We start from the raw sequence: 14962 nt of genomic DNA, 5'->3' as shown, positions 1-14962 counted from the left end.
TCCCCCTCAAGTTGCTTTAAACAGTCATTTTTTTTAGTTCAAATCTTGTTTAACGGCTTGCTTTCTCGCCGCTTCCTTCCTGCATATAAATTTCCCTGTACACATCCTTTACATCTTTAAAGCGTTCTGCATAATTCACCTGCTGCTCCTGCAAATAAGATAACAGTTGGTCATTTACCGCCGCTCCAGGAACGAATAATATATCTTCGGCCATCCTGCCGCCGTAATTACGGCAAACGGCATGAACTGTATCGGGAGTTGGACTCGCGATGACAAGCATGCGTTCATTCCGCATTTCAGCCTTGGTGATATCTTTAACGATCACACCGTTTTTCAGGAAAATGAAACGATCGCAATAATCATTCAGTTCGTCCAGATTGTGCGACGTGACAAAAATGGTTCTTTCGGATTTCTTTAACTGCTGAATCTGATTCCAAAACAGTTCCCGCGACTGAACGTCCATCCCGTTGGTCGGCTCGTCAAGGAAAAGCAGCTTGGGGGCGACCAACAAAGCAATCGCCAGCGATAATCTGCGCTTTTGCCCTCCGGAAAGACTGAACACATTGCTTTTGGCGACACTTGATAATTCAGTTGACTGCAGAATTTCATCCACAAGATTTTTGACTCCATAATAACTTTGATGAAGATCAAGTACTTCACGCACCCTAAGATTCTCGGGGAAATAGTCATTTTGGAACATGACGCCAACATCATGCGTCGGACGGTAATTGCGTTTGATGCTGCCTCCGTCGGGAGTCAGTAAATCAAGCATTAAATTGATAATGGTAGACTTCCCACTGCCGTTAGGACCGATAAGCGCTGCACATTCGTTGGCCTGCAGCGTAAACGAAACATTTTCAAGAACATTCTTTTTGCTAAACCTCTTGGAAACTTCATTGAACTGCAAAAGCTCCATTTTCCTCACCCCATTTGGCATCATTCATGCACTTGCAATCAAAACAAATTGGATTCATTGCGGAAGTTAAACTTAATCGATGGTCTGCGATCAGCATTTTGCGTTCGTGAAGCTGCCCTAAGCGGACGGTATAAGATGAATAGATATCGACTAGGACTTTCACATATTCTTTAAGATGAAATTGATGAGGCAGGTTGAATCGGTCAATCACCCCTATAATCTTATAAGAATCCTGTTTTTCAATAAGGCACGGTATGCACAACCCTGGTTCCACTTGATAAACGGGGCCAAATTCCGTACATTTCCCTTCCTCCATTCTGCATAAAATCAGGCTTTTGGCATGATCCAATTTCAGGCTTCCCAGTATATAATTTAATTCACTGCGGTTATGGTACGTGACAACGTAGTGCAAAATTTGATCTGCCAGCCGCACATTGCCGGAAGGTTGAGGCAGGCCGTTTAATAACCCGCAAGGATCGCCGATGACCTGAAAATTGGAATGGCGCAGTTCAGTCAAGACAAGCTCAGACAACGCAAAAGGATCAATTCCCTCGGCATGTCCTATAACCTCTCGTAAAATGGAGTAAAAGTCCGATTCATGTTCCTCAATAAAGATTCCACGAGCTTTCAGCCGGCGAAGCCAATCATGTTCAGGTGCCGTTGTCCCTTGCTCCAATAGCGTTAGAAGCTGATCCTCAACTACTACATTTTTTAATAAGGCCACCGGTTGGGATGGACGAAATACGTTAAAAATCGCCCAACTATCTGCATATTTATCAAGGCAATAAAACGGGTTTCGCATGCCGTACCCTCACCTCACCACAGTATCACGCTATACACGCAATGTAAATATTTTCTATTTCTTATGCCTAGCAACTTCTCGATCCGATCCGCGAATAGTCCGGCAACGGGGCGGGATGATTTGCCGAGCGCCGTGGACATCAATTGAATATTTTGACAGATATGCCCGGCTTCAAGAAGGCTTAATGGATAAGAAGCAAAGCCGTATTTTTGAAACAAGTAACGATAATTGGATACGAAAAAAATAAAAACCGGGGACTCCGTCAACGAGTCCGCTTGCGCAGAAAGCCGAAATTGAGTTACGGGAAACAGCTGTTCAATCTCCACCTGGCTGACGGGATCGCCAAAGCGGTATAACGCGTTTGCTTCTGCCCCATACCGATACAGTCCGTCCGGCAGCCCTTCGATTCCTTTCGTAATTAAAAACAATAAAACAGAGTACATGGCTCCTCCCGATGGGTAAGTCCGGAAATGGATAGGATCGCTTGCTTCCGGCACGAACACATCCGTTGGACGGGTACCTGCCGCAAAAGCAAGCAGCTTCGACAAGTCGCTCAGCTTCCATTTGCTTCTCCCCTCCCCGAACGTATCGGAGCGCCTGTTTTGCAAGACGTCAAGCAGCTGCTTCCGCACTAATTCATCCTCTTGGCAATCCCTGGTCAACGGGACTAACTGTTCATAAGTATAGGTTGGCGCATAATCATCCTGCACAAGATCTCGCGGTTCAAAATGCGCACGCCATGCAACGGATCTTTGCTTATATTTTTCGAGCAGCTCGAAAAAGTCCTTATACGCAAAGAATTCATTATGGTCCCTGAGCAAGGTTTCTTCCATATGCATCTCCTTTCGAATGCTAAGTATCGGCAAAGCTTCCGCTTTGACTTTCAATATAGCAGGTACAGCGAGGACTGCGCGGCGGAATCACCGTAGTGCTGGAGCAGCTGCCGTATTCAATGAGAATTTTACGTTCATGTGTTTGCGCCAAAGTCGTCATGAACAACGTGTAGTAGTCCATAATTGCTTTTAAATACTCATTTTCCAGCATTTCTGCGGGCAAGCACTCGTTTACTCTTGTGTAAATAACACGGTATCGATCCAAGTTATCGATCAAACAGTCAAAACAGAAAGATGCCGTGATCGGATAACATGGCCCGATTTCCAATATTTCGTTTTCATTAGTTTTACACAAGAACAACGTAGAACAATATCTGCGGTCAATGAGTTTGACTAATCGCTGTAATGCCTCCTTGCTGTCATAAAACACAAGATAATGGATATAAGTTGCATTAGTGTTGCCGGAAAACGCAGTTAATCCGGTTTTTTCAAAAATGGATTGCCCTGCGCTTGCCAACATCCGGATATCGGTTTGCTGCAAACAGCGAATAATGACTTCGGAGCTTTTGTAACGGTCTATGACAGATTCAAATTCCTCCGTCCACATCAATAATTTTTTATACATGTTTGCCCTCTTTACATCTAGGAAGATTCCCCGCTGGCTGAGTTTGCGCTTCAATTCGGTATTCGCTTCGGTTACATCTTGGTATTCTGCGGCCTGATGAAGGAACTTCACGCTTTTGCCTGTCACTTTCAGCACGGGTTCGTTCCTGTAGATATTCCACACCGCAAGCCCGTCTTCTACATTTTCGATCCGATAAAATGGATTCAACATATGCGAACCTCCTCTCAGCCCAAAAACATGCAGTAAACAATGTGTTTGTACATGTTTTTGCCAACACACAACATTTCTGCGATTTTATCCGCAAAATATCCGCATGACGGCAAGGAATGTTTGCCCATGGACGTTGCGACGAGCTGCAGATTTTGACCGATATGCCCGGCCTCGATCAAAGCAAGCTGATGGGATAGCCGTCCATACTTAGGAAAGCTGTGTTCCAGATTCGCTACCAACATTACAATAAAGGCAGTATTATCAAATGAGTTATTAGCGTCCATTTGGAAAGTCGTCATGGGAAAAAGCCCGGCAAGTTCACTTTCGGTGATCTCTTCCCGTATTTGATAAAGCGCTTGGCGTTCCGCCACATACATGTAAAATCCTTTTGCAAGATCCGAAACATCGCGTACATAAATATAGAGATCTACCGGATATAGCGCACCTCCGGATGGATAGGTACGCATAGAAACGTCGGCCGCTTCAGACGCATCGGAGTGGTTGATTGTTTTGGTTTGCCCACGCTCTCCTGCTGCCAAAGATAACAATGCGGCGAGATCGTACAAATGCCAGGGTTCTCCCATAGCGCTTAGGACATTGGACTGTCTGGCACGCAGGCAATCTACAAGCCGCACATCATGATGGACTTGCTGCAGCGGTATATCCGATAATGAAACCTCCGGCCAGCTGGCCTGCACTTTATCCGCCGGATCGGGATACGTGTAATCTGCACGCGGTCCGTAATATGCGCGCCACGCAACGGATCTTTGTTCGGATTTCATCAAGTCGGTGAACAAATCTTCATAATCAAATTGCTCCAGATGATTTGCGAATGTGCGCTCCGTCATGCAGTTCCCCTCCCAGCTCCCTTAAAATGTAGTACACGGCACACTCATATTCAGGGGCGACACCTAAGCGGTTTAAAAACATATGCAGATGCGAAAACAAAATCGAGCGAAACTTTTTGTTGTCATGTACGGCATTCATGATTTGACCCAGACCTGCCAGTAATCCATCCTGAAAAGACAGGTACGACGCATCCGTAGACAAACATGCCACGATGCTCCGAATGGAAGCGGCTTGACGGCGGCAATTGTTCAGCAGAATATCCGCATATTGGAGATCCTGAATGGAATAAAGCCGAACCCAGCTTTGCATGCAATTGTGGTAAAATTCGGAAAGTTCTATCTCCAGCATCCCTTGTTCCCATACTTCGCCGCTCAATCGCTTCAATATGGCTAAAGCGTAGATTAGCCTGATACTTGAAGGATTAGATCGCGTGGCCAGGATAACATCAAGTGCATACCGGCTTGAAACCATAAACAAATGTTCCGTCAAAGGCATCAGCGCTTGACCGCCATAGCGGTCATATTCCGGTTCATAATCCGCGGAAACCATCTGCCCATGTTCATACCAAGGAAGAGCATGATGTTCCAGCGGCGAACCGTCGAATTTATGATTCTGATAATATTTCTCCTTGGTTAGCCGCACCAATGGCGGATGCTCGGCCAGAAACTGCCGTACCATGGTCAAAATTTCGTCATCCGGCTGAACGTCCCTCTCCGCCAGCCACCTTAAACGTATATGAGGACCTCCCTCCCAATACCTAAGGAAAAACCACTTTTGCAGATTTTCGGCATGCGTCAGCTTTTGCAAATATGTTCCGATTCGAAGAATCAGTTCGTCGTGCAGCTCATAATCATGAACGAAAACATAACGCGTCTCCCAAGTCATTGAGCTTTTTCCTCCTCCATACGTGCAATTCACCAAATTATGACAAACGTTCTTGCCTGGCCATCCTTAACTCAAGGGAATGGATGCGGAGCCGCATTGACAGTAAATTTTTCGGAAAGTCCCCTTCGCTTTCGTTCCCTTAACAAGCGGTCAGGTATAATCCGTTTATGTTGATTGCCAAAAGTCATCGGCAGCATGCCTGGAACAATCACCTTCACCGCGCATAAACCTGATTGCTCAATGTGAGGAGGTGTGACATTAACGATCAGTACGTCCATGTAAAACCGCAGGACCTGCTGGATAAGCTCCTCCACATCTTCTTTTAAATCCGGATTGGCGAACTTCCCTTTCAGGCTCAATCTCCGATAGATTTCATGGAACGGCACAGCCTCATGTTCACGCAAAACAAATGCCAGATTTTCGGCGTTGGATGCGCTGGCATAAAACAGCACGTGGTCTTCAAATTCCGTAACCCCCTCCGGATTCCCCTCCAACCACGCAACACGCTGGCGTACTCTTTCGTCAGTCGCAAGCAAATATTCGTAAATCGGCAGCGACGTTAAAACCTCCAAAGCGGCGGATTCGACGGCCTTTTCCGGGACCAGATGAGCGGCAGCCGCATTGTATGATTTCATCTGCGCTTGCGGATTTTTATTGTAGGCAAGCGCCCAGACACTCGGGATGCCAAGTTCCATCGAAATGTCGTAAAAATGCACTTCGATGCCTTCCAACCGGGCATAAAACAACAATCGTTCCAATTCCGGCGACAAGTTGCCGTTTACGTCGATCTCCTGTAGCTCTAATCGGTTATACCAGGCGCAAAGGAAATGATCCCGCTCTATAAGTTCAAGCAGCCCATAAAGAACCGCTTCTTCATACGAGCCGCCAAGAGCCATTCCGTTCGAGCTGTCATACGCAAAACGGTTGCCATCGCGGCGGTAAAATGCATCCCCAAAAAAAACGAGTTGTTCCGGGACCAGCATTTTCCGCTGTTCCTTGCAGGAATATGCGTATTTCCAATAAATGGGGAGATACTCGTTATAAACTTTTAAATCAAAATGAGGATGGTTCATCTCCTCGTGCCCGTGCAAGCCGAAAACTACCGGGTTAATAGCCCGGTCCCCAAGCTCTGCGTAGGATTGATAAAGTGTGGAGCGGGCACGCCGGTCGAAAATCCCGCAATACCTCTCAATCCCTTCCAGAAAGCCTAGTTTCGCCGCTGAGGTTCGAGAGTAATTCCGTCCATAACCGGCTTCTGTATAAGTAGGCGACACCTTCATCTCCACTCCGCTCGATTCGACGTATTTGGAGCGCAGCTCCCTAAACTGCCTGCGAAAAATACCCGTATTCGGATCGATAAACGCCTCTTTTAATGATGTGATATCGAGTTCGGGGTTTTGTCGGTATTCCTTGGCCTGTCTCTTAAAAATACTTTGCAGCCGCCCGTCAAAGCTTTGCTCGTCCTCTATGAACTGCCCGCATACAGGACAGAACTCATCTTGCATAACATGGTAATTCGTGATCCGATAGGCAGCGAAATTCACATGCTCGCAACGGTTTACATATCTATCGAGCAAAACCGGAACCTGATCATACAGCTTGATGAAATCGACGACAAACGAGAGATACCTATCGTCAAGCATGTATGGTAAAGTCATTCCGGAAGTCACGCTCAAAATGGTTTCGTAATGCGGCTGCTTTAAACGCATCTCCAGGCATCCCGGACAACTGTCCCTATTGGACTTGCGAAACGGTCCGACAACCAACGTATCCATTACAACGCGGAATGCAAAGACTTGGCATCTGAAGGCGCATATTTTCATCAGTTCTCCATTTTGCAGATTATCGGCCAGTACATACAACAATTGGAGAGACTCATCGTAGGAATCCACCAATCGATAGGGAATCCCTGCTGCGCCCAATCCCTTTATGACATTTCGCAAAAATTCACTGTCATTGTTATAAAGCGCGACTTCCTTCATGTTTGCACCTGCTTTTCAACAAGATTAACCACTTGAATATTGGCTTGCGCAAAAATATCTGACCGCAATTCGCGGACATGGAAGTAAGAATTCAGCGCTTGTTTTATTAGATCGTGCCGCCCACACGGGAGGTATGCGGGAACCATTTGCAATGGAATGATTTTGCCTAATTCCGATTCCTCTTTGACTTGTATCATATTTTGAAAAAGAAGCGCAAAGTAGTGCTGCAAAACATTATTCAACAAAAGCTCGGGATTAGTTCCATACTGTGTCTGCGTACATGCGCGGCCGGATTGGATCGCTGTTATTCCGTAGATGTCCAGCCCGCAATGATGCTGTATTTCGATCGTCAATGTCTCTTCGCATTCCGGTATGTAGTGATGAATCATGGAATAAACGGCAGCTCTGCCAATCAAGCTTTTTATGGTACGAAATGGAACATCATATCGGACCATCTCGGAGCGATCCACCACTTCAAACAATAACCTCGCGCATTTCTCTACCATTTGCTGCAAGTTTTCGCACACAACCCATTTACCGACTGGGTAGACCCCTGAAAGAACATGCTCCAGATTCAGGTAACTACACCGAATAATCTCATTGATTTGGCTCTCACCGACGCAATACGCTTCATTAGTTGAAACTGCGATCTTGTAAGGAATTTGATTCCAAGTCTGATCGCCGGGAACAAAGTGATGAACAAGCCTGCTTTCCAACGTCTCCAGCCTGGTTAATTGCTCCATTGGATCCTGTCGCTCGCTCCACCCTTGTTTAGATACATCGATCTCAACAAGGGGAAAATCGGATAGAAGCTGGATTTCACGTATAATGTGGGACTGCTGAAGATCGACAAGAAATCTTTTGTGGCCAGAACGATCCGCCGTTCCCTCACTCCATTTCAAAAAGTGCCGTACGTACAGGTCAAGTATGGGATCTGCTTTTTCAGCCGCATCATCAGCCCGAAGTTCCTTAAGATTTTCGTTCGAGAAACATGTAGCAAGGACTCCGCTTGTTGGGCCCAGATGAACATAACGCATCTCCTTTGAGTGCAGATCTCTTTCCATTACCATCGTTGCCGCAACAGCAGCTTGAGCCCCATCCATCGCTGACTCCGTCCGTTTCCCTTTTAAAAGTTTGGCTGCAATCGTATCGTCTATCTCTATAACTCCGGCATCTTCGCCTCCCAGCATCGCCTTGAATTTTTGCTGCACCTCCGGTTTGAGAGCAATTTGAAAGAGCCCTTGCCCGTTGTAGATGTACAGTTGGTTACGGTTATTCACTATGTAATTGGGCATAAGTTACGCCTCCAGCTTGCGCGCCATATCATTGTAGACTTCCAGCCAATTCGTCGAAAAATGGGACTCTACGCTGTCCGCCACCATCCCAGTAATTTTTTGCTTTCTGATCGGAGATATGCTTAATAAAGGCAGTAGTGAATAAATGGTGCTGGCGATAAACCGGTAAACGATAAACTCCTTGGAGCGGTATTGCTTGAGAAATTCGGGATTCGTGAAAAATGCTTTATGAAACTCGGAAGCGTTCGGATGTCGATCCAAGAAATCATCGCCAAAATGCATCTCCTTAACGTATAACTCCCCGGCCTCAAAAGCTTCAGAATAAACATGCTGCAGCCGTTGAATCAGATCCCTCATATTGTTGAAAAAAGGCTCGTTGTCGTAGACCTCGTTCAAAAATTCGGCCACCCCATTTTGAATGAATTCCTGCTCAGCTTCGGTGCGGCTATGAATGGAGGTATAATATGCGGCAGCACGATCTTTATTTTTCAATTCAGTCAACTGCTGCTTGAAATACTCGAAATTCGATCTGAGAGATAAATATCCGTAACGAATTCCACCTGGACTAAGCTGTGACGTAATAAAAAACACTTTTGTTATCTCCATGTTTTGCTGTTCTAGGCTGTACTCCGTCCAATCAAGATAAATTCGGCGTAGTATTTCCGTTTTCAGCTTTTCCACCTGTAAATTGATATGCGGCCCGCACAACGGATTTTTCTTTAGCACTTCAGCAGAAGTCACATTCAAAACAGACCCATCTTTCATTAAAGGCAAAACTTCTCCCTGGTAACCTTCCATTTTCTTGAGCGTCTCCATCATAACTTCGAACCGATCATAATCCTGCTCCCCATATCGGGAGTCGTTTCCAGATAATAAGGAAGAGATATGATTTTCGAGTCCCATAACATTTTCAGCGGCCGCCCACGTGAGATTCAGATGAAATCCCTGCACCCAATCCTTTTGAATGATGACATCGCGAATATCATTTTCATTTAGAAAAGCAACCGTCTTGCGAATCAACTGGTTCAGTGCATCGTTGTCGTAGAGAAAGCATTGCAGGCTTTTGAGTTCCATTGTTCTTCCCCCCCGTTATGTGTTATTTCATAAATATATTCGGTTACAGAATTGCGATCGCTGCCGATGGCCGGAAGTTCCTCCTCAATCAGGATATAGTCATTTTTTTCGATGATCTGCATCAACAAGTGAAACAGAAGCGGCGAAGATAAATTGATAAACTGCGGTTTTCTGTCTGACAAATTTTCCATCTGAGACAGATCGATGGTATAGGGTCGCAAGTAAAATTGCCTAGGAATATCATGTTGTGCACAAAATGCGACGATCTTGCACCATGTTTCGAAATGCTTACCTACGTTACCGCATGCCCCAATCAAATCTGCCGTACGAATGACCCATTTGGCCCTAGATAACACTAAGTTCCCTTCAGCCATGGAGACTCTGGGAATTTTGCTTACGGGTTGATTTACTCCGGCCTGTAATTGCTCCTGAATCAATACTTCGCCCAAGTCAAAATACAGCGTTCCGTGCGATGCAAGCGTATCAAATACATTTAATATCGGGGGAGTTGCCAAAAGCGTGAGGGTCCCCAAGAACTGCGGACGGATTACTTCTCCGCTTTGTTTTTCATAAAATTCAAGCAAGTTGGTGTGGTCATTGTACTTTAATCCGAGATCCCTCCAAGTGAGCGCCCCATCCGAACCGTTTTCAGTCGAGATCGGGAGTTGGAACGCCTGCTTGACGACAGATTTTCGTAAATTCGCGTTAAACCCAAACGTATTCCGGATGTCGGTGATTCCTTTATCCTCAAAACAATCCTGAACATATGACTCATAATCGTCGTCCGTAAAATTCAAATACTTTAAAAACCTGGCGAAGAACATGCCATATCCTTTATAAATATGGTTTACGACCATCTTTTCTTCCGAGCATTGAACGAAAAAAGAGTGAGAAATAAGTTCGCCGCCAATCACGTCTTGGATCCCCTTCACAATGGGCTTGACGAAATCTTCGTCAAGGCTGATTTCTGCCGAACCCATTTGCGATTTCAGATGGTTTATGATCATTCTTGCCATTTGGTGGAGCTGATTTGCCTTGTCGCTAGCAAAATGACTATCTTCCTTAAATCGTCCCCGGCCAGTTTCAAACAACTCTTGATCAAAAAAAAGCGCCTGCGCCAAGTCCCGCAAAACACCGGACATTTCTTGCGCGTTATTTGGTGCCCAGTCCAATCCATATCGTTCTTTAAAAAACAGACTGGCATTGTATCTCATCTTAAGCGTCACGTCAAAAGCCATAGTCATCCATTCAAAATCAGCCAATGGCTGCTGCCAATTTCGTTCTCCCGATCGGTTTTGGGTTTGGTGGGTCTCGTCGATCCCGTCTATGTAAAGCATGTCGCGACGCTCAAAATTCAAGCCGAAAGGTCTGGTCACTCGTTCTATTAGCTGATAGACTTCTTCCAAACAACTGTAGCTGCCCATCTTGTCTCTCAGTCCCATCAACAAAATTTGTAGGCGGCTTAATTGGGATAAACAGGGATGATCGAATTCCAATTTACGCAAGTTGATCAGAAGTTCCTCTACCAAATCTTCCATTTGTCCATTCATATATAACGTTCGTTCGAGTACCCCGTTTTCAATGAGATAGAAGATCAGTTTCATTGACTTTTCCTTCTCGACCCCGTTCTTGTTCAGGCACTCCAAAATGTGATGATATGGCAATTGTTCCGCTTTTTTCAGTTCGGCAAACAAAGATGCAATAGCGGGATTCACCGGTAATACGCATAACTGCTGACTTGCTTTGTACAATTTTCGTTTTTTTTCTCCATCCTTCAGTACGGTTATATAATATTTCCCTTCCTTTTCCATCAAGGTGTCATTCAGTTGATACGATAATTTCTCGGCAATCTTTGGAAAAAGGCAAATTCGGTCAAAGACGCGTAGTAATATAGCGTCATTGATTCTTGGATAGAGCCGTTTTCTTCCCGAAGCTGCAGGTTTACTAAAGGAACCCACACCTGAATAGGTAAGGTTGGCAAATGGGCTCGTCTTCATGACGGCTCTAGTGAGGAAACGGAGCAGCACATAATCCAATTTGCGCAGCTGTCGGTTATGCTTGTCTATATCGGTGCACAGGTATGCCTCAAGGTTTTTAAAGATGGCGGAATTCAACAAAATCAATGCATTCCGCAACTCCATGTCGTCATGATAAACTTGCTGTATCCATCTTCTTTCCATCAGATATGTTTTTTCATATTCCGCATGGAGCTCAGCCTGCTCGGCGGATAGTTGATCTAGTTTGTTTAAAATGATTTTGATATTTACCCTTGTCTCTTGTGAAAATGCATCTTGCAACAAGCAAAACTTATCGGAAGCACTGCTGCGCATATTAAACAAATCACGTTTAAAGTTAATTGCAGCTCGCCTGTCTTGATCATCCGGTATCAGCTTGATCTCGGCTTCCATCAGCGAGGTAAGCCTGTGAATCTCGTGAACCAGATCATCAAGGCGCTCCATTAGCCGCTCGTATTCCAAACCGAGATCCCCCAAAAAAGGCCGAACGTATGCTAGAGGAAAATGGGTCTCTCGATAAATATACAGAGGTGAGAGTCTCATTGGTATTTGCTCCTTTGCTTACATTTCATGGAAACGGATGTGGAGCTTCGTTTAGTTTCCGCTCCTGTATCCCCCAAAATTCACTTGCTTGCTTCAATCGTGCCCGATTCACAATCCGGTTTTGCTCGCCAAACCAAAGCTGCTGCATTCCCGGGACAAGAACTTTTACGCACTCCAATTGAAGCGGCAGATATCCCTCCGGGGTTTGACGTGCAATAATCACATCTCCATGGAGTTGAAGCAGTGTATCAAGTAATCCATGCACTGCCCGTTTCACGTCGACTTTGTCATTCTTTTTAGCGTAAAAGGCCGGAAATGACTCTTTAATGGAACGTATAATAGAACTTTGGATAAGAAAATCGAAACAGGACCGTTCCGACGCCAATATATACAACAGTGGATGATCATCCAACTGACGGACACCTCCAAGTTTGACTTGTTCCGCCTTCTTCTGCATCTCGTCCAAATGTCCGTCATGAAACTCTAATGCGAGCAGCATTTCCTGCAAAGCCGACAACATTGCTTCCTCAGGATGGTGATTGGTCGCACAAGTTGAATAGGTAGCAAACTTAAAATCCGTTTGGCCTAGCGCTAATGCCCATATCGTGGGTATATTTGTTTCCATCGTAATATCAAATAATACAACGTCATATTCCAAACGGTTTAAACGATCGATAATATAATGGATTCTTCCATTTTCGATGGTTTTTGGATCCATTTGTACAGGTGTCTTCTGCAAATACCAATGATTTAAAAAAGCGTCGCGTTCGATAAGTTCCAAACAAGCATAATAAACGCTGTCCAAAATGCCGCCGCCAAGCGCGTGGCCGTTGGAATTGCCCTTGAACAACATGCAAGAGTTTCCCTTGTAATCACGGTCATATTTGTAATAAACAAAACACTCCGGAATATATACGCTTCCCTTTGACTTCCAGGAGTACGCTTCAACCCATGGCACACTCCGATCCGGAGTAAAGGATATCGCTTCCTCATTGATGCCAATAACATCATCCAGAATATTTCTCGGATCCAACACATCCGACTCTTTCCTCAGCGCTGAATAATCAGTCCAAACACTTTCACGTTCGCGTCCCCGTGGATGCGTTCCGGCAAGCCGTTCCAGGGCTTCAAAATATGATTTGCGGCAGGCATTCTCGAATTGAAAACTGGTGCCTGTCCCTACAATGTATCTGTCGTCGTGCTCGATGCGAAAAACTGATCCCACCGAGAACAATGAATCGAGATTTATATCTTGGTAAATGACGAAATTGGAATCCGGATTACGAATTGAGAATGTATCATCGATAAGTTTCCAATCTCGCGTAAATCGGTATGAAGAAAATACATCCACAAATAACTCTTCGTTTAGCCCACTCTCAATCCGCTTTATATCATCATGGTCATACTCCCCGCAGCACATGGGACATCTGTAGAGCGGCCGGAAAACATATCGTTCGATATGGCCTTGAAAATCAATGCGATAATACGGATAACCTGCTTGGTTATATTCCTTGCTTGTCAGTAAACAAACTGCCAACTCATGCAAAACATCGGTATCCAAATGGTATGGCGTTAACAAGGCGATATTCGAATGCTCCTTCTGATATTCCAGTTCCCTTGCGTTCCACTTTCTTCTTAAGCGAAAGCAAGCCGGACATCCCATTCCGGTAACGTCAAATATCGGTCCAACCACCACTTCATCATGATCAAAATAAAGATAGAGAAATGAGTTGATCTCTTCCTGAATCATGGGCCGATCCCAGGCGCGGTCAGCATAATCAATCAGGCAAAAAAGCGAATCGGTATCCGATAATGGAATCGACATATGGCACTTGCGTTCATGGGTTCCTTCCAAAACGTACCGGGGCACTGTTTACTCCCCCCCAATAATACAAAAATGGTATTTTTCAGTGAATCCATCATGGTATTGATACAGCTTGTGAAGAGCCACACCCGGCTGAGGCACATAAGTATCCCCTTCTGCATATTGACTGTATATATCAATAAGAGCATGTTCCAGACTGCTGGCAATCGAATGATAGTGCGTGTCATTCAGGGTAATTCGTACATGTAAGAATGGTGTTGGTGTTGACATGTGTTCATATGTAGCACATTGAATCCTTTGTTTCATGCCCAATCCATCTATTAACGGATGATGAATAATGTCTAGCGTTTGCTGCAGAGGACCTTGTTCAGCATTTAAGCTGCTGGCATTTAGATATTGCAATAAAGCGGTTTTCTTCGAGAAACCTAGAAAAAATCCCTCGTAATTGTAATAGTTCTCTAAAACATATACGATCAGTTTTTCGATCGTTTCGCTTTTGGTAATGCCGAAAAACCGTTTTTTTGCGTGCAGTAGATCTGCTTCAATCGTCCACACGACCTCATGATAAAATTGATAATCACGGATTACTTGTGACAGCAGGTCCAGCTGCAACAATGATTCATTTACCGTTCGCTCTTCGCTAAAATCCGTGAAAGGAACGACGCTCGTAGGACAGCACTTGGCATGAGCGACTGTCGTCAAAGCCGAGAGGGAAACGATACCGCATTCGTCAAGAGTCAAGCTCATATTATGGCGGTAGGCTCGTTCCAGCAGCCATTCCGGAATCGTGTGCCGCGGCAGAGAACAAAACGGATGCTGCAATGCCATGCATTGATTACAGACATTTGATACCAACAGAATTCGATCCCCCAGTTCATAGGGCTGCATCCGGCATTCGCCTATTTCACCTATTTGTTCCTCATTTGATAAACCGCGTTTGATTCTGCTGACCAAGTTCAGCTCCATGGGCGAGAGGTCGTCAGAGGTCAATAGGTGCAGAACCTTGGCTTCATCCATATTTTTGATCTGAAGAGCCCGTCCTTGGCCAACGATGGTAACAGAATGCCCGTTTTTCACGACTTTGATTGGCAGTTTGCTCACGTCCATC

General features: G+C 45.1%; 12 protein-coding genes. All 12 read right to left on the bottom strand.

The annotated features are described in order from the left end of the window. Nucleotides 1-49: 49 nt before the first annotated feature. The 12 genes from L6442_RS13405 to L6442_RS13350 all read right to left on the bottom strand — a co-directional run bounded on the left by L6442_RS13405 (nt 50) and on the right by L6442_RS13350 (nt 14955). Complete coding sequence (locus L6442_RS13405; protein WP_212977337.1) at nt 50-916, bottom strand: ABC transporter ATP-binding protein; 867 nt, start codon at nt 914-916, stop codon at nt 50-52. Beyond that, nucleotides 894-1718: a hypothetical protein gene (locus L6442_RS13400; RefSeq protein ID WP_212977336.1), complete on the bottom strand. Its 825-nt coding sequence runs from the start codon at nt 1716-1718 to the stop codon at nt 894-896. Before L6442_RS13400 ends, L6442_RS13405 begins: the two co-directional genes overlap by 23 nt. A 14-nt stretch (nt 1719-1732) precedes the next feature. Then, nucleotides 1733-2551 carry a SagB family peptide dehydrogenase gene (locus L6442_RS13395; protein ID WP_212977335.1) on the bottom strand — a complete coding sequence of 273 codons (819 nt, stop codon included), beginning with the start codon at nt 2549-2551 and terminating at the stop codon, nt 1733-1735. Nucleotides 2552-2570: 19 nt separating this feature from the next. Further along, on the bottom strand, nt 2571-3386 hold the full coding sequence (locus tag L6442_RS13390; protein ID WP_212977334.1) for a hypothetical protein: 816 nt from the start codon (nt 3384-3386) through the stop codon (nt 2571-2573). 14 nt (nt 3387-3400) lie between these two features. Further along, nucleotides 3401-4234: a SagB/ThcOx family dehydrogenase gene (locus L6442_RS13385; protein WP_212977333.1), complete on the bottom strand. Its 834-nt coding sequence runs from the start codon at nt 4232-4234 to the stop codon at nt 3401-3403. Next, entirely contained in the window at nt 4194-5120 is a 927-nt protein-coding gene (locus L6442_RS13380) for a thiopeptide-type bacteriocin biosynthesis protein (RefSeq protein ID WP_212977332.1), read from the bottom strand. The genes L6442_RS13385 and L6442_RS13380 overlap by 41 nt, the downstream gene beginning before the upstream one ends. A 71-nt stretch (nt 5121-5191) precedes the next feature. Next, nucleotides 5192-7102 carry a YcaO-like family protein gene (locus tag L6442_RS13375; RefSeq protein ID WP_212977331.1) on the bottom strand — a complete coding sequence of 637 codons (1911 nt, stop codon included), beginning with the start codon at nt 7100-7102 and terminating at the stop codon, nt 5192-5194. Beyond that, nucleotides 7099-8397: a hypothetical protein gene (locus L6442_RS13370; RefSeq protein WP_212977330.1), complete on the bottom strand. Its 1299-nt coding sequence runs from the start codon at nt 8395-8397 to the stop codon at nt 7099-7101. Before L6442_RS13370 ends, L6442_RS13375 begins: the two co-directional genes overlap by 4 nt. A 3-nt stretch (nt 8398-8400) precedes the next feature. Then, nucleotides 8401-9471 (bottom strand): hypothetical protein, encoded by a 1071-nt coding sequence (locus L6442_RS13365; protein ID WP_212977329.1) that lies wholly within the window; start codon nt 9469-9471, stop codon nt 8401-8403. Further along, nucleotides 9423-12029: a lantibiotic dehydratase gene (locus L6442_RS13360; RefSeq protein ID WP_212977328.1), complete on the bottom strand. Its 2607-nt coding sequence runs from the start codon at nt 12027-12029 to the stop codon at nt 9423-9425. The genes L6442_RS13365 and L6442_RS13360 overlap by 49 nt, the downstream gene beginning before the upstream one ends. Nucleotides 12030-12054: 25 nt before the next feature. Beyond that, nucleotides 12055-13899 carry a YcaO-like family protein gene (locus L6442_RS13355; RefSeq protein WP_212977327.1) on the bottom strand — a complete coding sequence of 615 codons (1845 nt, stop codon included), beginning with the start codon at nt 13897-13899 and terminating at the stop codon, nt 12055-12057. Nucleotides 13900-13902: 3 nt separating this feature from the next. Beyond that, nucleotides 13903-14955, bottom strand: coding sequence for a hypothetical protein (locus tag L6442_RS13350; protein WP_212977326.1), 1053 nt, complete (start codon nt 14953-14955; stop codon nt 13903-13905). Between the last annotated feature and the right edge of the window lie 7 nt (nt 14956-14962).

The sequence above is a fragment of the Paenibacillus azoreducens genome (assembly GCF_021654775.1).
Lineage (GTDB): Bacteria > Bacillota > Bacilli > Paenibacillales > Paenibacillaceae > Paenibacillus_AQ > Paenibacillus_AQ azoreducens.
This window is presented reverse-complemented; position numbering and strand designations above follow the sequence as displayed.